This is a genomic window from Cupriavidus pauculus (assembly GCF_002858765.1).
GTDB classification, from domain to species: Bacteria; Pseudomonadota; Gammaproteobacteria; order Burkholderiales; family Burkholderiaceae; genus Cupriavidus; species Cupriavidus pauculus_B.
The window spans coordinates 255,080-276,553 of sequence record NZ_PJRP01000001.1; the positions used below are offsets into that span (position 1 = coordinate 255,080).

Consider the following 21,474-nt stretch of genomic DNA (forward strand, 5'->3'; position numbering starts at 1 on the left):
TTCCGCACCCGCTGCCGCCCGGCGCAGGTTCGGATTTCTCCGCATTTGCCGTGAGTATCGTGAGTAGGAAAACATGACCGATCAGCAGAAACCGCAGCAGGAAAACACTTACGGCGCCTCTTCGATCCAGATCCTGGAAGGCCTGGAAGCGGTGCGCAAGCGTCCCGGCATGTATATCGGCGATACGTCGGACGGCACCGGCCTGCACCACCTGGTGTTCGAGGTGCTCGACAACTCGATCGACGAGGCCCTGGCCGGCTACTGCACCGAGATCCAGGTCACGATCCATAGCGACAACTCGATCTCGATCGTCGACAACGGCCGCGGCATTCCGCCCGCCGTCAAGTTCGACGACAAGCACGAGCCGAAGCGCAGCGCGGCGGAAATTGCCATGACCGAGCTGCACGCCGGCGGCAAGTTCAACCAGAACAGCTACAAGGTGTCTGGTGGCCTGCACGGCGTTGGCGTGTCTTGCGTGAACGCACTGTCGAAGTGGCTGCGCCTGACGGTGCGCCGCGATGGCCAGGTCAACCTGATCGAATTCGCCAGGGGCGAGGTGCAGAACCGCATCGTCGAGACCGTGGCCGGCCCGGACGGCCAGCCCGTGGAAGTCTCGCCGATGAAGATCGTGGGCGCCACCGACAAGCGCGGCACCGAAGTGCACTTCCTGGCCGACGAGGAAATTTTCACGAACGTGGAGTTCCACTACGAAGTGCTGTCCAAGCGCATCCGTGAACTCTCGTTCCTGAACAACGGCGTGCATATCAAGCTGTTGGACCAGCGCACGGGCAAGGAAGAGGACTTTGCCTTCTCGGGCGGCGTGAAGGGCTTCGTGGAGTACATCAACCGCGCGAAGACCACGCTGCACCCGAACATCTTCTACGCGAACGCCGAGAAGGACGGCATCGCCGTGGAAGTGGCCATGCAGTGGAACGACGGCTACAACGAGCAGGTGCTCTGCTTCACGAACAACATTCCACAGCGCGACGGCGGCACGCACATGACCGGCCTGCGCGCGGCGATGACGCGCGTCATCAACAAGTACATCGAAGAAAACGAGATCGCCAAGAAGGCAAAGATCGAAACCAGCGGCGACGACATGCGCGAAGGCCTGGCCTGCGTGCTGTCCGTGAAGGTGCCCGAGCCGAAGTTCAGCTCGCAGACCAAGGACAAGCTCGTCTCGTCCGAAGTGCGCCTGCCGGTGGAAGAACTGGTCGGCAAGGCGCTGACGGACTTCCTGCTGGAAACGCCGAACGACGCCAAGATCATCTGCGGCAAGATCGTCGACGCCGCGCGCGCCCGCGAGGCCGCCCGCAAGGCCCGCGAAATGACGCGCCGCAAGGGTGTGATGGACGGCATGGGCCTGCCCGGCAAGCTGGCTGACTGCCAGGAGAAGGATCCGGCCCAGTCCGAACTGTTCCTGGTGGAGGGTGACTCCGCAGGCGGCTCGGCCAAGCAGGGCCGTGACCGCAAGTTCCAGGCGATCCTGCCGCTCAAGGGCAAGATCCTGAACGTGGAACGGGCGCGCTTCGACAAGATGCTGTCGAGCCAGGAGGTGCTGACGCTGATCACGGCGCTGGGCACGGGCATCGGCAAGGACGACTACAACCTCGAAAAGCTGCGCTATCACCGCATCATCATCATGACCGATGCGGACGTGGACGGCTCGCACATCCGCACGTTGCTGCTGACGTTCTTCTACCGCCAGATGCCGGACATCATCGAGCGCGGCTACGTCTACATCGCGCAGCCGCCGCTGTACAAGATCAAGCATGGCAAGGAAGAACGCTACATCAAGGACGACACCGAGCTGAACGCATACTTGCTGAAGCTCGCGATGGAAAAGGCGGGCCTGGTGCGTCCGGACGGCAGCGAGATCAACGGTGACGCGCTGAGCGAACTGGCCCGCCAGTACCAGCTGGCCGAAGGCGTGATCGGCCGTTTGTCGCGGATCGTCGATGTCGATGCCCTGCGCGCGATCGCGGACGGCGTGGCACTCGATCTCGACAACGCCGCGGCGGCCGAGGCATCGGCCGTGGCGCTGAAGGCCAAGCTTGCCGAGATGCACGCCAAAACGCTGATCGGCGCCGCTGTGAACGATGACGGCACCGCCGACGTCTACGCGCAATTCGACGAGAAGACCGACAAACATCGCCTGATGATTGCCCGTCGCCATCATGGCAACGTGCGCCTGTCGCACCTGGACGCAGACTTCGTGCATGGCGCCGACTACGCGGCACTGGCACGCGCGGCCACGACGTTCCAGGGCCTGATCCCGGACGGCACCAAGGTCAAGCGTGGCGAAGGCGAAAAGCTGCGCGAGCAGACCGTGGCGGACTTCCACCAGGCCATGCAGTGGCTGCTGACCGAAGCCGAACGCGGCGTTTCGCGCCAGCGCTACAAGGGTTTGGGCGAAATGAACCCCGAGCAGCTGTTCGAGACCACGCTCGACGTGACGCAACGCCGCCTGCTGAGGGTACAGATCGAAGACGCCATCGCCGCGGACCAGATCTTTACGACGCTGATGGGCGACGAAGTGGAACCGCGCCGCAACTTCATCGAGAGCAACGCGCTGGTGGCGCGGAATATCGACGTTTGATGGGTTGGTTGCACGCGCATTGAAAAATCCCGGCCTTCAGCCGGGATTTTTTTTGTCGCTTCAATACACCCCCGGCACCATCCGCCAGGTGCGCGCGCAGTAGCGCTCATATTCGTCCCCGAACTGCTTGCGCAGCAGTGCCTCCTCGGCGCGAATCCGCGCAATCAGTGGCCATAGCGTCAGAGCCGTCAGCAGCACTCCCAGCAAGGACCGAAACACCAGCACCCATCCCAGCGAACTGACCACGAGGCCCAGGTAGCTCGGGTTCCGGATCACCGCGTAGACGCCCGTGGTCACCAGCGTGTGTCCGGGCTGGATGGCGACCAGCCCACTGAACCGGTTGCCGAGAACGAAGACGGGCCAGAGTCGCAGCATGCCGCCGGTGATAAACAGGGCGTCGCCGATCCATCGCACCGTTTCGTCGCCGATTGTCCAGAAATCGAGGCGGTCAGTCAGTGCTGGCACGTAGCCCGCCAGCAGGCCGAGCACGCCGAAGGCAACCAGCACCCAGCGGTTGCCGCGATCCTCCCGGTCTCCCTTGCTGAGGTTGCCCCCGGAGAAGATCGCAATAACGGCCATGGCCATGGTGGCGACGGCCGCTGTGGTGCGTGCCGGGTTGGCGAAATAGGCGTCAACGCCGCCCCAGCCGACGATGGGCAGTGCCAGATACGCGAGCGAACCCGCGAGGGTGAAGAACGTCAGGCCGGGAGTGGGTCGCATGGGGTCTCCGTCTGCAGTGGACTTCACTTCGCAGGGTATGCCTGCTGGCATCCGGATGTCGAGGACTGCCGCGATCAATGGGACAATGCCGCCTGACCCCGAATTCGCTCCAGACAGACGATGCCTCTCATCGACCTCAAGAACCTCCAGCAAGCAGCACTCGCTTTCGGCGAGGCGCGCGGCTGGGGCAAGTATCACAGCCCGAAGAATCTGGCGATGGCGCTCAGCGTGGAAGTGGCCGAACTGGTGGAGATTTTCCAGTGGCAAACCGAGGAAGCGTCGCGGGACATCATGTCGACGACCGAGCGTGCGCACGTTGAGCAGGAGCTGGCCGATATCACTATCTACCTGACGCAGCTTGTGACGGCGCTGGGTGTCGACCTCGATGCGGCGGTGCGTGCCAAGATGGAAATGAACGCGCGCAAGTACCCGGCGCCGGGCGAAGGGAAGTAGGCCGCGTCAAGCGACACGGTCTGGCAATCGATGGCCCGGCACATCGGGTCGCGCGCGAATCACGTGTCCGCTCCTGACAGCCGCGTGCAGCAAATGCGGCTAGACTTGCTCTATCGTCTCTCGCGGAGATCGCGGCCATGGCAGTGCGCAAGCAGGGCAAGTCATCGGGCAATGTCCACATTGGTATTGGTGGCTGGAATTTTGCGCCGTGGCGCGACAACTTCTATCCGGCGGGACTGCCTCAGGCGCGCGAACTGGATTATGCGAGCCGCCACCTGACCGCGATCGAGATCAACAGCACGTATCACGGCACGCAGAAGCGCACGTCGTTTGCCAACTGGCACGACGCCACGCCCGACGACTTCGTGTTTGCCGTCAAGGCATCGCGCTTTGCCACCAACCGGCGCATCCTGGCCGAGGGCGCCGATTCCATCCACCGCTTTATCGACAGCGGCATCGCCGAGCTGGGCCCCAAGCTGGGCCCCCTCGTCTGGCAGTTCGCGCCGACCAAGCAGTTCGTGCCCGATGACTTCGAGGCCTTTCTGAGCCTGTTGCCGGATTCGGTGGAAGGCGTGGCACTACGCCACGTGCTGGAAGTGCGCCACGCCAGTTTCATGTGCGACGAATACCTGAAGCTGGCACGCAAGTTCAAGGCGGCCACGGTATTCACCGATTCGCCAAAATTTCCTTCATTTGCCGATCTGACCGCCGATTTTGTCTACGCGCGTCTGATGAATGCGCAGGAGAAGCTGGCGACGGGCTATGCGCCCAAGGATCTGGATCAATGGGCGGGTCGTGTCGCAAGCTGGGCGGACGGCAAGGCGCCCGACGACCTGCCCGTGGTGGAAGACAAGCCGGGCGCAAAGTTCAAGCCGAAGGCGGTCTACCTGTTTTTCATCAACGGCGCCAAGGAACGGGCGCCCTCTGCGGCAGGTGCGCTATTGGAACGGCTGGGCTGGGCGCCGACCGAGGATCTGCCCGTAAAGGTCGCGGTGTCGAAGCGGGCAGCGGTCGATACATCCGCGGGGGCACCGGCAGGCCAGGCGACCGCAGAAAAGGTGCCCGAAAAGACGGCGGCTGCAAAGACGGCAGCGAAAAAAAAGGCGGCCGTAAAAACGGCGCCTGCGAAGACAGCATTGACAACGACGGCACCGACAAAGGGAGTCGCTGCAAAGAAAGCCTCCGCAAAGAAGGCCACCACGCCAAATCCTCCCGCGAAACGCGCCTCCGCCAGGAGGGCTGCTGCGAAGAAGACCTCCGCCAGTCGCGCCGCCGCGTGAGGCCATGCGTGCCAGCCAATCCCCAACCCCGGCAATAGCGCCGCGGCGCGAACCCTTTTCGGCGCTGCCGCTGGAACCCATGTGGCTCGACGCGCTCGCGCAATCGGGCCACGTTTCGATGACGCCGCTGCAGTCCGTCGCGCTGCCCCAGGCGCTTGCCGGGCACGACCTGATCGTGCAGGTGCGGCAGGGCGGCGGCAGTGCCACGACGCAGGCGATCGCCCTGCTTCACCGGCTGGACCCGCAACGCTTCGACGTGCAGGCCCTGGTGCTGTGTCCCACGCGCGACCGCGCCGAGGTGGTGGCGCGGCGCATCCGGCAGCTGGCGCGGGTGGCTGGCCAGATCAAGGTGGCCCTGCTTTGCACCGGCATGCCGATTCGAACACAAATCGATAGCCTGATCCACGGCGCGCATATCGTTGTGGGCACTCCGGGGCGCATGCTCGACCATATCGACGCGGCAAGCCTGGACCTGCGCGCCATCAACACGGTCATCCTTGAAGGGGCCGATACGATGCTCGACATGGGATTTGCCGACGACATCGCCTTTGTGGCCAGCCGGTGCCCGAAATCGCGCCAGACCTTGCTGTTCCATGCGTCGCCCGATGCCGACCCGCCCCCCGACATCACGCGGCTGGCGCGGCAATGGCAACGCAGGCCGCGCGTCATCCGGTTGGCCCCCGCGCCAGCACCCTCGCCTTGACGCCGGGCGGCCGCGCCAACGTTGCCGGCGAAGATTCGTGAAAGTCACCCTGTAAGGCCGCGCTTTCGTTTGCTAATCTGATTAGACGCGGCCAGACCCCGGGGGGCGCGGGCTTTTGCGCAGCACCGCAGATCGATCGAGTCTGGGCAGCGACTGTTTCCAAAACGGCAACAAGGAGTCGGTGACATGAAGACCGCACGGCAGGTTCTGGAACACAAGGCAAGTCACGCCATCTTCAGCATTCCACCCACGGCAACGGTGTACGCGGCACTGCAGCTGATGGCCGACAAGGGCATTGGCGCATTGCTGGTGATGGAGCACGACAAGATCGTGGGTATCCTCAGCGAACGGGATTACGCGCGCAAGGTGATCCTGATGCAACGCACGTCGCGCGAGACGCTGGTCAAGGAAATCATGACCACGGCCGTGATCTATGTGCGTGCCGAACAAAGCACAGACGACTGCATGGCGCTGATGACCAGGCATCGCCTGCGTCACCTGCCAGTGATGGCCGGCGACGAGTTGCTCGGCATGTTGTCCATCGGCGACCTGGTCAACGACATCATCAGCGAGCAACGCTTCACGATCGAACAGCTGGAGCACTACATCACGGGCGGCTCGCGCTAGGCGGCGCGCTTCCGGCCCCAAATCCCGCCATCCTTCCCCCGGACACGTGAGCGGACGTGTCCGGGGCGTCGCTCGGCCTGTGGTTTTTGTCCCCGTGGGGCCTTTCCCCGGGGCAAACCGTCCCAGCGCCAAATACTAAGCATGCATATAATTATGCGGTTATTGAATAAGGCCGCATCGATGTCATGCGGCCGGCTTTTTTTGTGGTCTCCACGGCACGCCTTGCGCTGCTCGTACCCCATCCGCACCCAATCGCATGTCATCGCCCTCGCCTTCGCAGTCCGCCACGCTGGACGCCGCTCCCGTTATCCACGACCACGCCGCGATCATGCGCGTGATTGGCGGCATCGTGCTTTGTATCCTGCTGGCCGCCCTCGACCAGACCGTGGTGATTCCGGCCGTGCCGGCGATCGCCAACGATCTGAACGGTTTTGGCCATCTGTCGTGGATCGTCACCGCCTACCTGATCGTATCGACGGTCACCACGCCCCTGTACGGCAAGCTGTCTGACAGTTTTGGCCGCCGACGCCTGCTGATGCTGGCGATTTCGCTATTTATCGCCGCGTCGGTGGCGTGCGCGCTGGCGCAGTCGCTGACGCAGCTCATCCTGTTCCGGGCGCTGCAGGGCGTGGGGGGCGGCGGGCTGATGTCGCTGGCCCAGGCGGCCATCGCCGATGTGGTGGCGCCGCGCCAGCGCGGCCGCTACCAGGGCTACCTGGCGACGGTCTGGGCGGTCTCGTCGATCGCGGGGCCGCTGGTGGGCGGCTGGGTGTCCGATCACATGTCGTGGCGCTGGCTGTTCTGGATCAACGTGCCGCTGGGCCTGCTGGCAATGGCCATGTGCTACCGCGGCCTGGCGCACCTGCGCCCGCGGGGCGGCCGGCCGCAGGTGGACTGGCTGGGCGCCAGTCTGCTGGCGGTGGCCATCGTCGCCTTCCTGCTGGCCATGAGCTGGGCGGGCGAGGCATTCGACTGGATCTCGCTGGAAATGGGCGGCCTGCTGCTGCTGACGCTGGCTGCCGTGGCGCTGCTGGCCTGGCAGGAGCGCCGCGCCGCCGATCCGATGCTGCCGCCGCGCCTGTTCCGCAACCGCGCCTATGTGATGGGCGTGGGCGCCTCGTCGCTGGCCGCGCTGAATATCTTCCTGTGCATTTTCGCGCTGCCGCTGCACTTCCAGCTGGTGCGCGATGCCGATGCCTCGACGTCCGGCCTGCTGGTGGTGCCGTTCCTGCTGTCCACGGTGGCCGGCAACTTCGTGGTGGCGTGGCTGGCGCCGCGCCTGGGCCGCATGCGCGAGATCCTGACCGGCGGCTACGTGGCCGCCGCCGTGGGACTGGTGTCGCTAGCCACCGTCACGGCCGCCGTGCCTACGGCGTTGGTACTGGTGGCGATGACGATTGCCGGCATCGGCCTGGGCATGTCGATGGTCGGCACGCTGATCTCGGTGCAGAACGCGCTGGAGCGCCGTGACATGGGCGCCGGCACCGGCGCGCTGCTGGTGATCCGCTCGCTGGGTAGCGCGCTGGGCGGCGCACTGGCCGGCACGCTGCTGGCGATGGAATTCCGCGACGCGCTGGCGCGCTCGGGGGTAACCCAGGCACTGGACCTGGGCTCGCTGCGCCATGGCAGCGAGGCGATGGCCCATCTGTCGCCGGCCGTGCGCCAGGTGCTGGCGGGCGGCGTGGAGTCCGGTTTCCACCTGATCTTTGCGGCGGGCGCGGTGGCGGCCGTCATCGCGCTGGTCATCGTGCGGCGCATGCCGGACCTGGAACTGCGCAGCAGCGTGACCGAACACGCGGCCAAGATTCATATGGATTGAAGACATGCCGGGGCCGGTGGCCGGCGGCGCTGCCGCCCCGCGTCATGACGTGAAGCGCACGAGGGCGTAGACTTTGCCGCACCAACTTTGCCGCACCAACTTTGCTGCACTAACGGAAACCGGAGCCTGTACCCATGTCTCGCGAACGCACCCTGGCAACTGCCGTCCACATGGATCGCATGCGGCAACACCTGCAGCGCACCGCCCTGCTCTGCGCGCTGGGCCTGGCCGCCGCGGCCGCGATGCTGCCGCACCCTGCCCGCGCCGCGGACAAGCCTGCCACGGCATCGTCGCAACCGGCGGGCAATTGCCCGGCTTCGCTGAATTTCCGATTCCCGCGCCTGCAGGACGAATCGCCCCAGAACCTTTGCCAATACGCCGGCAAGGTCGTGGTGGTGGTCAACACCGCCAGCTATTGCGGCTTCACGCCGCAGTACGAAGGCCTGGAGGCGCTCTACGCCAAGTACCGCGAGCGCGGTCTGGTGGTGCTGGGCTTCCCCTCGAACGACTTCTCGCAGGAGCCCGGCTCGGCGAAGGAAATTTCCGACTTCTGCTACAACACCTACGGCGTCAAGTTTCCGATGCTGGGCAAGTCTCACGTGCGCGGCGCCGAAGCCAACCCGATGTACCTGATGCTGACCAAGGAAACCGGCACCGCGCCGAAGTGGAATTTCTACAAGTACCTGATCGACCGCAAGGGCCAGGTCGTGAGCAGCTACAACAGCATGGTCAAGCCTGACGACAAGCAGTTCGTGGCAAAGATCGAAGAGCTGCTTTCCACGCGCTGAACCCCTCTCCGGCCGGCCTTCGCCCGGCCGGTTTTCCCGTGCTTTTGAGGATTCTTGACTCATATCAATTGAAAACACCGCGCAACTGAGTACTTTCGCCGCTTAAAAATAACCACACGCGGAAGAGGGAGTCATGAGCAAGGTGCTTTACGAATCCAATGGGCACGTCTGTCTGGCCTTTACGGATCTGGTCGACGATACGCACGGCGAAGCAGTACAGAGCAACCAGTTTCTGGTGGTCGATCACGGGCACGCGGCCCTGATCGACCCGGGCGGACAGATGACCTACAGCGAGCTGTACATGACGATCAGCCGCTATTTCCCACCCAAGCAGCTCGATTACGTGCTGGCGTCGCATGCCGATCCGGACATCGTGGCGTCGGTGGGGCGCTGGCTGACGGCGTCCGATAGCCGCGTGCTGATCTCAGAGGTCTGGGCCCGCTTCCTGCCGCATTTCTGCCAGACCGGCAAGACCGCCGGGCGCATCGTGCCGATTCCCGATACGGGCATGGTCGTGCCGCTGGGCAAGTCGTCGATCTTGGCCGTGCCGGCCCATTTCCTGCATTCCGAGGGAAATCTCCAGTTCTACGATCCGGTCAGCAAGATCCTGTTCTCGGGCGACCTGGGGGCGTCGATGACGTCGTCGGACGAAGCCAGCGGCGAGGTGACCGACTTTGACGCCCACGCAGTGCGGATGCTGGGGTTCCACCGCCGCTACATGAGCGGCAACCGGGCCTGCCGGCTGTGGGCCGCCATGGCGCGCACGCTGGATATCCAGTGGATCGTGCCGCAGCACGGGCCATCGTTCCGGGGGCGCGAGATGGTGGCGCGGTTCATCCACTGGATCGAGCAGCTCCAGTGCGGGCTGGACCTGCTCGACGCCAACCACTATCGCGTACCCACCCAGATCATGCGCTAGCGGCCCCGGGGGCCGCGATGCCTCAGTCGCGCACCAGGCCTTCGGCCCGCATCGCCGCCTGTACGGCCGGGCGTGCGGCCACGCGCGACTGGTATTCCTGCAGCTTCGGGTAGGCGCCCAGCGACAGGTGCAGCAACCGGGCCCAGCCGACGATCGTGAAGCAGTACGCGTCGGCCACGCTGAACTGGCTGCCCAGCAGGTAATCGCGCGCCGCCAGGTGGTGGTCCAGTTCGGCAAAGCGCTTGTGCAGCTTTTGCTTGCAGGCGGCCACGGTGCTGGCGTCGGTTTCCTTGTGCCACAGCCACGGGCTGAAGACCTTGTGCAGTTCGGTGGAGATCAGCGTCAGCCAGCCTACGGCTTCGAGGCGCGCCGGTGTGCCGGGCGCCGGCAGCAGGTTGCGGCCGGGCACCTGGTCGGCGATGAACTGGAGAAGAGCGGACGCCTCGCTGTGGCGCGAGCCGTCATCGAGCTGAAGCAGCGGCACGTAGCCGCGCGGGTGGATGGCGTAGTAGTCGTTGGTGCCGTTCTCGGGCTCGGCGAGCGTGTGATGGACCAGGTCGACGCGGGCCAGCGTGACGGGCAGGCCGGCCTCGCGCAGCGCGATATGAACGGCCATCGAGCAGGCGGCGGGCGAGTAGTAGAGCTTCATGGGATTCCTTGGGGAAGGGCACGGCGCGGGGTGCGGCGTGCGGTGAGGGCAGTCTAGGCAGCGGCCCGGGCCCGCACAATGCGTGGCGACGCACAGCGGGTATGCAAAGATGCATGCCCTGCATGGCGGAGCCGGCGGGGGCCGCAGGGGGTAGGGCGCGCCGCGGCCGCCCGCCCGCTGCTGGCTTGCGATATGCTCGCGAAGCTGACCTGACCCCCGAGGAGACAAGATGAAGCTAGTTCGCGTAGGAAACCCCGGATCTGAGCGTCCGGGCCTGGTTGACCGTGACGGCCGCGTGCGCGACCTGTCCGGCGTCGTCGGCAATATCGGCCCCGGCGAGCTGGCGCCGGCGGCACTGGCCCGGCTGGCCGCCATCGACCCGGCCACGCTGCCGGTGGTGGAGGGGCAGCGCCATGGCGTGCCCTGGACCGGCATCGGCAAGATCATCGCCATCGGCCTGAACTACGCCGACCACGCCGCCGAGGCAGGCATGCCGCTGCCGGCCGAGCCCATCGTGTTCCTGAAGGCGAATACCTCGCTGAACGGCCCGAACGACGCCGTGATGCTGCCGTTCGCGTCGCAGAAGTCGGATTGGGAGGTAGAACTGGGCGTGGTCATCGGCACCACGGCACGCAATGTGTCGAAGGCCCAGGCGCTGGAGTACGTGGCGGGCTACTGCGTGGTGAACGATGTGTCCGAGCGCGAATTCCAGCTCGAACGCGGCGGCACGTGGGACAAGGGCAAGGGCTGCGACACGTTCTGCCCCGTGGGACCGTGGCTGGTCACCCGCGACGAGGTGCCCGATGCCCAGAAGCTGGGCATGTGGCTGGACGTCAACGGCGAGCGCATGCAGAAGGGCAGCACCGCGACGATGGTCTTCGACGTGGCCACCGTGGTCAGCTACGTCAGCCGCTTCATGACGCTGGAACCCGGCGACCTGATCGCCACCGGCACGCCGCCCGGCGTGGGCATGGGTTTCAAGCCGCCACGCTACCTGAAGGCCGGCGATGTGATGCGCCTGAGCATCGAGGGCCTGGGCGAACAGAGCCAGAAGGTAGTGGCGTACGGCGAACGCTAGATTCTGCGATGTGAAAAAAGCGGGGCGGACTCGTGGCTCCACGAGGTTCCCCGCTGAAACATCGTCTTGCAAAGCGTCGCGTTTTAAAACAAAGCGTCCGTTAAGGGCAACAGTTTTGGGGCCATTTGGGGCGCTTTCGCACGAAATCGACATTCAGGGTTTTACCTCTGCGGGGGGCGTGAAATACTGTTCCTACATGATGTCTGCCAAACAAGAGCAATGCCATGTCTGAACACGCCCCCGAAATCGAGTCGATATTGAAGACCGTCTCGGTCAGCCTCGCCAAGAACGGTCCCACCCGCACCTTCTGCACCCTGCATGACACGCTCGACTCGCGTGACGAACTGCAGGACATCCGCCGCAGCATCCACCAGCATCCCGAACTCGCCTTCAACGAAGTGCGAACCGCCGAGCTTGTTGCCAGCAAGCTCGAAGGGTGGGGCTATGCCGTGACGCGCGGCGTGGGCGGCACCGGTGTGGTGGCCACGCTGCGCTCGGGCAGCGGCAAGCGCAGCGTCGGCATTCGCGCCGACATGGACGCGCTGCCGATCCACGAGCGCACGAACCTGCCATACGCCAGCGTGAACGAAGGCAGGATGCACGCCTGCGGCCACGACGGTCACACCGCCGTGCTGCTGGGTGCCGCGCGCCAGCTGGCGCGCACGCGCCACTTCAACGGCACGATCCACCTGATCTTCCAGCCCGCCGAGGAAGTCGGCGCCGGCGGCGGCGCCGAGCGCATGCTGGCCGATGGCCTGTTCGAGCGGTTTCCGTGCGACGCCATCTTCGGCCTGCATAACCACCCTGGCGTGGAAGCCGGCACGTTCATGTTCCGCGCGGGGCCGTTCATGGCCGCGTGCGACACGGTGACGATCACCATCCGCGGCAAGGGCGGCCACGCGGCACGCCCGCACCAGTCGATCGACCCGATCCTGGTGGCCGGCAGCCTGGTGATGGCGCTGCAATCGATCGTGGCGCGTAACGTCGATCCGAACGAGACCGCCGTGGTCACCATCGGCACGCTGCACGCCGGCCACGCGCCAAACGTGATTCCGGACAGCGCGCGCATGGAAGTCAGCGTGCGGTCGTTCAGCGCCGAGGTGCGCGCGTCGATGGAAGCGCGTATCCGCCAGCTGGTCACGGCGCATGCCGAAGGCTATGGCGCCGCTGCCGAGATCGACTATGTGCGCGGCTATCCGGTGCTGGTGAACAGCGAGGCGGAGACCGAGTTCGCCCGGCAGGTGGCCGAGGAACTGGTGGGCCCGGAGCGTGCGATCGGCAATTTCCATCGCATCGCGGGCAGCGAGGACTTTGCGTACTTCCTGCAGCAGCGCCCGGGCTGCTTCGTGCGGATGGGCAATGGCGCCAACCAGCCGCTGCTGCACAACGCCGGCTACGACTTCAACGACGACAACCTGACCGTCGGGGCGGCCTACTGGACGCGCCTGGTGGAGCGCTATCTGGCGGAATAACGATCGACCGGCAAGGGGGCCGGGATCAATTGAATGGCCGCCAGGGCAGGGCGGGTCACTTGAAGAAGGCGCTCGGCGGCACGCCAAACTGCCGCCGGAACATCGTCGCGAACGCGCTCGGGCTGTCGTAGCCCATGTCCAGCGCCACATCCACCACCTTGTCGCCGGCCGCCAGGCGCTCCAGCGCGGCCAGCAGCCGCGCCTGCTGGCGCCACTGACCAAACGTCATCCCCGTTTCGCGTGCAAAGCGCCGCTGGATCGTCTTTGGGTCCACGCCCAGGCGCGTGCCCCAGTCCGCCAGGGTCAGGTCGGTATCGGGCTCGCGCACGATCTGGTCGCAGATCGTGCGCAGATCCGGATCGGTGGGGCGGGGCAGATGCAGCGGCAGCGTGGGCACCAGCTTCACCTCATCCAGCAGCAGCCGCATCAGGCGGCCATCGCGCGAATCCATGTCATAGCGCGGCGGCACGTCGATGGCCGCCAGGATCAGTTCGCGCAGCAACGGCGAAATGCCCAGAACGGTACATTGCGTGGGCAGGTCGGGCGCGGCATCGGGGCGGATATAGGCCGTGCGCATCTGCACCCGGCCGACCATGCGAATCCAGTGCGTGGTGCCCCCGGGCATCCACATGCCACGTGTGGGCGGTACGGTCCATTGCCCTTCGGCCGTCGAGACCACCATCACGCCGTGCATGGCGTGAATGAGCTGGGCATGCGGATGCTGATGGGGCTTGGTGACATGGCCTGGCACATAGTCGGCGGCCATGGCCGTGACCGGCATCGGACTGCGGTCGTACTGGATATAGGCGGGGCGCTCGGCATAGGTGTCGGCGCGGGCATCCATGGCGGGGTCGCGCGGGGCATCCGGGGGCAGGGGTTTGCTGCCCGGGGTGTCGCGGTCGACCCAGGCGATGGGTGCGGTGGGGCGGGCGGGTGATCCGGATGCCCGAGGGGTTCCGGCTGATTCGGACGGCTTGCGGCGCCGCGGCGGTCGCTGGGAACCCGGCATGTCCTTTTCTCCAAGGTTGCGGCCTCATTCTCGCAGGACAGGCGCGTATTTGCCAATTAGCATCGTCACACTTCCCCAATCCCGTCGAAACGGGCACCGGGAAGATTCCAGAGAAGAGAACCGGCCAATGCGCCCCCGACCATGAGCACAACCGTCAATTCCGCCGCCGCTGCGGCGCCTCGTCAGGAGGGCACGCGCTTCCGCGTGCTGTACGCGATCAGCTTCGCGCACTTCCTCAACGACATGATCCAGTCGCTGATCCTGGCCATCTATCCGATGCTCAAGGGCGGCTTCAACCTGAGCTTCACGCAGATTGGCCTGCTGACGCTGACGTACCAGATCACCGCGTCGCTGCTGCAGCCCATCGTGGGCCTGTACACGGACAAGCATCCGAAGCCCCATTCGCTGGCCATCGGCATGGGCTTCACGCTGGGCGGCCTGCTGCTGCTGTCGGTGGCGCCCAGCTATGGCGTGCTGCTGGTGGCGGCGGCCCTGGTCGGTACCGGCTCGTCGATCTTCCATCCGGAGTCGTCGCGCGTGGCGCGGCTGGCGTCGGGCGGCCAGCATGGCCTAGCGCAATCGATCTTCCAGGTGGGCGGCAATGGCGGCAGCGCCATGGGCCCGCTGCTGGCCGCGTGGATCGTCCATACGCAGGGCAGCGTGGCGTGGTTCTCGCTGGCCGCGCTGCTGGCCATTGCGGTGCTGTGGCAGATCGGCGGGTGGTATGGCCGGCATCTGGCCGAGCGCGCGGCCAAGAAGAAGGCCGCGGCCGGTGCGGTCAGCAAGCTGCCGACGTCGACTGTCGTGCGCGCCATGACGGTGCTGCTGCTGCTGATCTTCTCGAAATACTTCTACATGGCCAGCCTGAACACGTACTACACGTTCTACCTGATGGAGAAGTTCGGGCTGTCGCGGCAGACATCGCAGGTCTACCTGTTCCTGTTCCTGTTCGCGGTGGCTGCGGGTACGATCCTGGGCGGGCCGATCGGTGACCGCATCGGCCGCAAGCGCGTGATCTGGGCGTCGATCCTGGGCGTGGCGCCGTTCACGCTGATGCTGCCGCATGCCAGCCTGTTCTGGACGGCCGTGCTGACGGTGATCATCGGCTTCATCCTGGCGTCGGCGTTCTCGGCCATCCTGGTGTTCGCCCAGGAGCTGATTCCGGGCAAGGTCGGCATGGTGTCGGGCCTGTTCTTCGGCTTTGCGTTCGGCATGGGCGGCATCGGCGCCGCCGTGCTGGGCAACCTGGCCGATACGCATGGCATCGAATCGGTCTACCAGTTCTGCGCCTACCTGCCGCTGTTGGGCCTGCTGGCGGTGTTCCTGCCTGATCTGCGGGGGCGTGCGAAGGCCGCTTGATTGCCCGTGACTGTTTTGCCCCTCTCCCGTTTGCGGGTGAAGGGCAGGGGCGAAGGCAAGCGGTTCAAATTGCGACCTGTCTCATCCTGAGCGGCCGCGCCCTCTCCCCCAACCCCTCTCCCGCCTTGCGGGAGAGGGGAGCAAGACCTTCATGGCGATTTACTTGCCAGCCTTGTCCTGCGACACATCCATGATCATGCGCGTCAGCAGGTACAGGCGCGGCGCCACCGAGTTCAGGTCCACATACTCGGCGTCATTGGAATGGGCGCCGAAGCCACGCAGGCCGAAACGCTCGATCACCGGAGCCTTGGTGGCTGCCGCGGCAAACGCGGCATCGGTGCCGCCGCCTTCGGCCGTGTCATAGACCGCCAGCTTCTCACCGATTTCCGCATAGATGCCCTGGGCATGGGCGGCCAGCGCGCGTGCGGCCGGGGTAGCCTCCAGCGGCGGGCGGCGACGCTCGAACTTGACTTCGACCTTGGTGTCGGAAATCAGCTTTTTCTGGATCCGATCCTGTAGCGTTTTCTCTAGGCCGTCGTAGTCGGCGGTGCGCAGCACGCGCACGTCGGCCTGGGCAGTGGCCACGGCCGGGATCACATTGCGGTTGGTGCCGGCCTGCGACAGCGTCCAGTTGACCTTGAGCCCGGTATCGGGATTCGACAGGTCACGCATCTGCAGGATCTGGTGCGACATCTCGTATAGCGCGTTCCGGCCGAGTTCCGGCGAGCTGCCCGCGTGCGACGACTTGCCCTCCGCCTTGAGCGCGATCGCGCCGATGCCGCTGGTGGCCAGCGACAGGCGGTCGCCGGTCACGCGCGTGGCCTCGCAGGAGAACACGGCGTCCTGCTCGGCACCGAGCTTCGTCAGCATCGCGCGGGCGCCCGGCGAACTGATTTCCTCGTCGCCGTTGATCAGCACGGTCAGCGTGCCGTAGTCCTTGAAGTTCATCTTCTGCAGGATCGCCACGGTGTGCAGGATCACGGCCACGCCGTTCTTGTCGTCGGCGATGCCCAGTCCGTAGGCCTTGTCGCCTTCCACGCGGAACGGCTGCTGCGCCAGCATGCCGCGCAGGTACACGGTGTCCATGTGGGCGATCAGCATGATCTTGCGCTTGCCCGTGCCCTTGAACGTGGCATGCACCATCTTGCCCACCTTCTCGGGCGTGTCCGCCATGCGGTAGACCTCGGTCGGCTCCACCAGCTTCGCGTCGCCGCCCATTGCGGCCAGCCGGTCGCGGATCAGGTTGGCAATACGGTCCAGGCCTTCGATGTCCTTGCTGCCGGACTCGATCGACACCAGGTCCTTCATGGTGTTGATGAGCGCGGGCTTTTCCTGCTGGGCGAGCTGATAGACGGGTTCGACCGGCGCGGCAGCGGCGGTGCCGGCAAACAGCGCGGTGGCCAGGGCAACCGACGACAGGGTGACAAGACGATGACGAAACACGGGGTGGGGGACGGACACGAAACGACTCCTCTTTCTTCTTGGTGGTGTGAAGCCCACATGTTGCGCGCGCAACGCGCACGGGTCCAGTACCCTGGCATCGGTTTTGCGGCATCATCTCGGTCATGAAGTCCGCCGTGCCCCAGTCCTCCGCATCGCCCGCCATGTCTGCCCGTCCCGCCTGCGCCCACTGTCTTGCCCTGGCCGAAGATCCGCGCCGCCGCGAGCCGCATCCTTGCCTGGCGCTGCGCAATACCGCGCCGCTGGTCAGCCAGAGCGCGGCGGGCGTGCCCTTCAGCATGATGTCGTTCACCTGCCGCGAATGCGGCACGGCCTGGCGGCTCTACGACCGCGCCAACGAACTGTTCGTGTCGTGGGTGCCCGAGCACCCGCTGGTGCGATAGCCGCCCGCGTGGCAGGGGTGGCGTAGCCGATCAGCTAAGATAGCGGCTGGCCGGGCGCCGCCGACACGCGCCGCCCGGTTGCCAGACGTTTTCTCCGCGCGCCGCGTACGCGCCCATCCCACGTATTTCCCGCTTCCGAAGCCCGACCATGGCCGTTTTCCGCCTCCTGCCGCTGCGCGCCGCCTGCCTTGCCGTCACGCTGATGGCCTCCGCCGCTGCCCCCGTCCTTGCCGCTGACAACTATCCGAGCCGGCCGATCCGCATGATCGTGGCCTATCCCACCGGCGGCATCAGCGACGCCGTGGCGCGTGCCTTGGGCGAAAAGCTGTCGGTGCAGATGGGCACGTCGGTGGTGGTGGAAAACAAGGCCGGCGCCGGTGGCAGCATCGGCATCGACGCCGTGGCCAAGGCCGCGCCCGATGGGTACACGCTTGGGTTCGCGTCGACCAGCCCGCTCACGCTCAATCCGCATGTGGGCCGTGTCAACTACGATCCGCAGCGCGATGTGGCGCCGGTCATGAGCGTCATGTACTCGCCCGTGCTGGTGATTGCCACGCCGAGCTTCACCGGCAAGACGTTCCAGGACCTGATCGCCCAGTCGAAGGCCAAACCGGGTTCGGTGCGCTGGGCCACGTCGGGCCTGGGCACGGTGGGCCACGTGATGCTGGAACAGATCCGCTCGAAGTCCAAGGCGGATATCACGCTGATCCCGTACAAGGGTGCGGGCCAGCAGATGAACGACGCGCTGGGCGGCCAGTTCGAGGTGATGAGCACCAACGCCAGCCCGATGCTGACGCAGCATATGCAGGCCGGCCGCCTGCGGGCCATCGCCGTGGGCGCGCCCAAGCGGCTCGACAGCCTGCCCAATGTGCCGACCTTCGACGAACTCGGCTATCCGAAGGCCAACCTGACGTCGACGTTCGGCATCTTCGCGCCGGGCAAGACGCCGGTGGCCATCATCGACAAGCTCAACGCCGAGCTGAACAAGGCGCTGGCCGAGCCCGAGGTGCGCGATCGCCTGCTGCGCGGCGGCGAGGTGCCGACCGGCGGCTCGGCGGCGCAGTTCGCCAAGGCCATCCACGCCGAATCGCAGGAAAACGCCCGCATCGTCAAGGAAGCGGGCATCAAGGCGGACTGAGGGCGCTGAGGCGCTAAGGGCCGGGCGCGCGCCCTCCACGTCGTACTTTCTTCAAGCCACTTCAAGCCACGTCCAGCCGGCTGCCCAGCCGGTAGACAGTGCGCAGCATCACGCCGTTGAAGGGCCATAGCGCGAGCTTGGTCCGGATGCGCGACAGATGGCTGTCGATGGTGCGCGACTGTTCGTCGATGTCGGCGCCGCGCCAGACCTTGTCGATCATCGTTCGGCGCATGACCAGCGTGCCCAGGTTGCGGAACAGCAGCAGCGCCAGCGCATATTCCTTGGGCGACAGCGTCACCGGCACACCTTTCACCCAGACCTGCCGTTCGGCCACCGCGAAGCGGAATTCGCCGCAGACCAGCTGGTCGGGGCCGTTCTCCAGCACCCCGGCCGGCGCCGTGGCCGGCCGCACCGGCTGCGTGGTGGCGCGCCGGCCCAGCGCCTCGATGCGCGCAAGCAGTTCGCCGTCGCGCACGGGCTGCGGCACGTAGGCATCGGCGCCCGCCATCAGGCAGCGCGCCACGTCCGATTCGGCGTCGCTGGCGCCAAACATCATCACGGGCAGGCCGTGTCCGAGCGTGCGTCGGACCCAGTCCAGCAATTCCTCGGCATCGGCGTCGGCCACGTCGCGGTCCAGCAGCAGCATGTCGAAGGGCTCGGCATGGATGGCATCCACCAGTGGCGGTCCGCAGCGAAAGCGTGCCAGATGGTGCCCGCCCCGCTGCAGGGCGCGCTCCAGCACCATGATGCGGGCCGGATTGTCTTCAAGCGCGGCGATCTTCACGTTGGGTTCCTTGCAGGTCCTCGCCAGTCATTCAGTGCGGCCCATGGTAGGTCGCGGCCTGCTGCGGACGAAGTAAACATTTGTGGCGGACGCAAAAATGAGCATCGTCTTATAGGGTTTGTGCGCGACTCCGCATCCAATGGTCGTCGGACTCATTCAACGGCGCCCCGGAGCGGGGGCGCGACGACGCATGACCAAGACAGGACTGAGGGTGGCTTCACTGGAAAACGACAGCGCCCAGGCGGCGATGATCCGCGCCATCGTGACCGGCGCGGGCCATGAGTGCGTGACCTTCACCGACGGCCGACGCATGTTGCTGACGTTGCGCAAGGTGGCCTTCGACCTGCTGCTGGACTGGGATGTACCGCAGGTGTCGGGCCTTGAGGTGCTGCACTGGGTGCGCACGCACCTGGACCCGCGCCTGCCGGTGATGTTCGTGGCCCGGCGCCAGGCCGAGGCCGACATCGCGGCGGCGCTGGCCGCAGGGCCGACGACTACTTGGTCAAGCCGATCCGGTCGGTGGAACTGTCCGCGCGCATCCAGGCGCTGCTGCGACGGGTCTATCCCGATATGCGCCAGCGCGACGAATACCGCCTGACGTGGGGCCGCTACGCGTTCGACATCGTGACGCACCAGACCACGCGCGACGGCGCGCTGGTGCCGCTCACACCCAAGGAATTCGACCTGGCGCTGCTGATGTTCCGCAACGCCAACCGCGTGGTGCCGCGCGACCACATGGTGACGGCGGTCTGGGCGCGCGAGTTCTCGCCGCTGTCGCGCACCATCGACACGCATATCTCGCACGCGCGCAACAAGCTCGGGCTGTGGGATGAAAACGGGGTACGCGTGGTGCCGGTCTACCCCTACGGCTACCGGCTGGAACTGCTGGAGGAGGGGGCGTGCCGCGAGGCACCGGCGCAAGCGGACACCGGACGAAAAAAAAGGCACCCGAAGGTGCCTTTCCCAGTACAGCCGATCGAGTGACCGATCAGAAAATGTGACGCATGCCCAGGCCGAAGCTGGTCTGGTTGTTGCGACCCGGCAGTTCGGTCGTGGTGGCGCCCGAAACCTTGTTGAAGTCCGCAGCACCGTACAATTGCGTGCGCTTCGACAGCGAGTACTCTGCAATGAATGCACCCGTGTAGCGGCGGCCGCTGGCGTCGTTGATGCCGTTCTTGTTCTGGACGTAGTCGCCGTAGAACGCGCCGGTCAGGGCCAGGGCCGGGGTGACGTTGTACGTTACACCGATGTAACCCAGCGTGTCCTTGCGCGGGTTGGCCAGCGCGTTGCCACCGGGCGGAACCGGGTTGGTGGTGCTGCCCGCGTTAAGGATGCCGTCGATCACGCCGGTCTTGTCCTTGCCGCCGATGTAGCCCAGGAAGAACTTGGCCGGACCGTACGTGTACTTACCGGCAGCGCCCCACATTTGCTGCTTGTTGCCGTTGGTGTCACGGATTTCCTGGTATACACCGCCCACACCCAGGGGACCCCAGTTGTAGGCCACGCGTGCGCCGAAGTACGGCGAGTTCGTGCTGGCGCCCGAACCGCTGGCCTTCGTGAAGCTGCCCGGGGTTTCGCCGAAGCCGTAGCTCAGACCGACGTCCAGGCCGCTAAACGAGCCGCTGTAGCTGATCACATTGTTGCGACGCAGCTGCGTGAGGCTGTAGTACATCCACGAGTTGCCGTTGTAGTTACCGATGGTCAGCGGATCGTAGTCGCCGAAGAAGTTAAACCCTTCGGTGTACTGGCGGCCCAGCTTGACCGAGCCGAAGTCGCCGGCCAGGCCAACGTAGGCTTGACGGTTGAAGATCTGACCCGCCGAGCTCATCGTGCCGTTGTCGCCGTTGAAGCCGTTTTCCAGCTGGAAGATCGCCTTCAGGTTGTTGCCCAGGGCTTCCGCGCCCTTGATACCCCAACGGCTCTGCGTGATCGCACCACTGTCCACGGCCAGTTGGCCGTGATTCTGGGCGTCGGCATTGGTGGTGTAGTGAAGGCTGTTGTCAACGATACCGTACAGCGTCACCGACGTTTGCGCGAACGCGCTGCCGGCGCACAGCGAACCAATTGCGAGGGTCAGTAGCGATTTCTTCATGGTGCTCCTTTTCTGTCTTGTGGTCGGATCGCCCCGGATCACGGCGCGTCCGTCTTTGTGGATAACGTTTGCACTAAACGCCGCGAAAATTTAACAAAAGGCGGATGTTTCGGACATAAATCCGAACCGCAGGCGCGTGCC

General features: G+C 65.5%; 20 protein-coding genes and 1 pseudogene. 15 read left to right on the forward strand and 6 right to left on the reverse strand.

The genetic code is table 11. From position 1 onward, the window contains the following. The first annotated feature begins 73 nt into the window (after positions 1-73). Positions 74-2,599, forward strand: a complete 2,526-nt coding sequence (gyrB, locus tag CYJ10_RS01110) for a DNA topoisomerase (ATP-hydrolyzing) subunit B (RefSeq protein WP_101679739.1) — start codon at positions 74-76, stop codon at positions 2,597-2,599. 60 nt (positions 2,600-2,659) lie between these two features. On the opposite strand, the gene CYJ10_RS01115 is transcribed toward gyrB, so the two are convergent. Then, entirely contained in the window at positions 2,660-3,319 is a 660-nt protein-coding gene (locus CYJ10_RS01115; protein WP_101679740.1) for a methyltransferase family protein, read from the reverse strand. A gap of 120 nt (positions 3,320-3,439) precedes the next feature. Here CYJ10_RS01115 and CYJ10_RS01120 point away from each other — a divergent pair, with 120 nt between their 5' ends. From CYJ10_RS01120 to CYJ10_RS01150, 7 genes and pseudogenes are all read left to right on the forward strand, one after another. Continuing rightward, complete coding sequence (locus CYJ10_RS01120; RefSeq protein ID WP_101679741.1) at positions 3,440-3,772, forward strand: nucleotide pyrophosphohydrolase; 333 nt, start codon at positions 3,440-3,442, stop codon at positions 3,770-3,772. 137 nt (positions 3,773-3,909) lie between these two features. Beyond that, positions 3,910-4,746 (forward strand): annotated as a pseudogene (locus CYJ10_RS01125) (DUF72 domain-containing protein); the annotation flags it as partial. A 310-nt stretch (positions 4,747-5,056) separates the two neighbouring features. Next, a complete protein-coding gene (locus CYJ10_RS01130) occupies positions 5,057-5,755 on the forward strand; it encodes a DEAD/DEAH box helicase (protein ID WP_101679743.1) in 699 nt (232 codons plus the stop codon). A 186-nt stretch (positions 5,756-5,941) separates the two neighbouring features. Then, positions 5,942-6,382 (forward strand): CBS domain-containing protein, encoded by a 441-nt coding sequence (locus CYJ10_RS01135; RefSeq protein WP_101679744.1) that lies wholly within the window; start codon positions 5,942-5,944, stop codon positions 6,380-6,382. Positions 6,383-6,638: 256 nt separating this feature from the next. Beyond that, entirely contained in the window at positions 6,639-8,201 is a 1,563-nt protein-coding gene (locus tag CYJ10_RS01140) for an MDR family MFS transporter (protein WP_101679745.1), read from the forward strand. Positions 8,202-8,335: 134 nt separating this feature from the next. Then, positions 8,336-8,989, forward strand: coding sequence for a glutathione peroxidase (locus tag CYJ10_RS01145; protein WP_101679746.1), 654 nt, complete (start codon positions 8,336-8,338; stop codon positions 8,987-8,989). A 133-nt stretch (positions 8,990-9,122) separates the two neighbouring features. After that, on the forward strand, positions 9,123-9,908 hold the full coding sequence (locus CYJ10_RS01150) for an MBL fold metallo-hydrolase (protein WP_101679747.1): 786 nt from the start codon (positions 9,123-9,125) through the stop codon (positions 9,906-9,908). Positions 9,909-9,930: 22 nt separating this feature from the next. Here the strand turns inward: CYJ10_RS01150 and gstA are convergent, their stop codons facing one another. Then, on the reverse strand, positions 9,931-10,557 hold the full coding sequence (gstA, locus tag CYJ10_RS01155; protein ID WP_101679748.1) for a glutathione transferase GstA: 627 nt from the start codon (positions 10,555-10,557) through the stop codon (positions 9,931-9,933). A 229-nt stretch (positions 10,558-10,786) separates the two neighbouring features. Here gstA and CYJ10_RS01160 point away from each other — a divergent pair, with 229 nt between their 5' ends. Both CYJ10_RS01160 and CYJ10_RS01165 read left to right on the forward strand, forming a co-directional pair. Beyond that, positions 10,787-11,635 (forward strand): fumarylacetoacetate hydrolase family protein, encoded by an 849-nt coding sequence (locus tag CYJ10_RS01160; RefSeq protein ID WP_101679749.1) that lies wholly within the window; start codon positions 10,787-10,789, stop codon positions 11,633-11,635. Between the two features lie 224 nt (positions 11,636-11,859). Then, entirely contained in the window at positions 11,860-13,107 is a 1,248-nt protein-coding gene (locus CYJ10_RS01165; protein WP_101679750.1) for a M20 aminoacylase family protein, read from the forward strand. A 55-nt stretch (positions 13,108-13,162) separates the two neighbouring features. Here the strand turns inward: CYJ10_RS01165 and CYJ10_RS01170 are convergent, their stop codons facing one another. After that, entirely contained in the window at positions 13,163-13,981 is an 819-nt protein-coding gene (locus CYJ10_RS01170) for an AraC family transcriptional regulator (protein WP_374703220.1), read from the reverse strand. A gap of 276 nt (positions 13,982-14,257) precedes the next feature. Between CYJ10_RS01170 and CYJ10_RS01175 the strand changes: the two genes are divergently transcribed. Beyond that, positions 14,258-15,475, forward strand: a complete 1,218-nt coding sequence (locus CYJ10_RS01175; RefSeq protein WP_101679752.1) for an MFS transporter — start codon at positions 14,258-14,260, stop codon at positions 15,473-15,475. A gap of 159 nt (positions 15,476-15,634) precedes the next feature. Here CYJ10_RS01175 and CYJ10_RS01180 read toward each other — a convergent pair whose 3' ends face one another. Further along, positions 15,635-16,936 carry a M20/M25/M40 family metallo-hydrolase gene (locus CYJ10_RS01180; RefSeq protein WP_374703209.1) on the reverse strand — a complete coding sequence of 434 codons (1,302 nt, stop codon included), beginning with the start codon at positions 16,934-16,936 and terminating at the stop codon, positions 15,635-15,637. A gap of 104 nt (positions 16,937-17,040) precedes the next feature. On the opposite strand from CYJ10_RS01180, the gene CYJ10_RS01185 reads away from it, so the two are divergent. Both CYJ10_RS01185 and CYJ10_RS01190 read left to right on the forward strand, forming a co-directional pair. Further along, positions 17,041-17,319 (forward strand): hypothetical protein, encoded by a 279-nt coding sequence (locus CYJ10_RS01185; protein WP_180862815.1) that lies wholly within the window; start codon positions 17,041-17,043, stop codon positions 17,317-17,319. 148 nt (positions 17,320-17,467) lie between these two features. Next, entirely contained in the window at positions 17,468-18,457 is a 990-nt protein-coding gene (locus tag CYJ10_RS01190) for a Bug family tripartite tricarboxylate transporter substrate binding protein (RefSeq protein ID WP_101679755.1), read from the forward strand. A 61-nt stretch (positions 18,458-18,518) separates the two neighbouring features. Here CYJ10_RS01190 and CYJ10_RS01195 read toward each other — a convergent pair whose 3' ends face one another. Beyond that, entirely contained in the window at positions 18,519-19,241 is a 723-nt protein-coding gene (locus CYJ10_RS01195) for a response regulator transcription factor (RefSeq protein ID WP_101679756.1), read from the reverse strand. A 190-nt stretch (positions 19,242-19,431) separates the two neighbouring features. Here CYJ10_RS01195 and CYJ10_RS35060 point away from each other — a divergent pair, with 190 nt between their 5' ends. Both CYJ10_RS35060 and CYJ10_RS35065 read left to right on the forward strand, forming a co-directional pair. Next, on the forward strand, positions 19,432-19,839 hold the full coding sequence (locus CYJ10_RS35060) for a response regulator (protein ID WP_308302926.1): 408 nt from the start codon (positions 19,432-19,434) through the stop codon (positions 19,837-19,839). Then, a complete protein-coding gene (locus CYJ10_RS35065; protein ID WP_308302927.1) occupies positions 19,761-20,225 on the forward strand; it encodes a response regulator transcription factor in 465 nt (154 codons plus the stop codon). Before CYJ10_RS35060 ends, CYJ10_RS35065 begins: the two co-directional genes overlap by 79 nt. A gap of 4 nt (positions 20,226-20,229) precedes the next feature. Here the strand turns inward: CYJ10_RS35065 and CYJ10_RS01205 are convergent, their stop codons facing one another. Beyond that, positions 20,230-21,333, reverse strand: coding sequence for a porin (locus tag CYJ10_RS01205; RefSeq protein WP_101679757.1), 1,104 nt, complete (start codon positions 21,331-21,333; stop codon positions 20,230-20,232). Between the last annotated feature and the right edge of the window lie 141 nt (positions 21,334-21,474).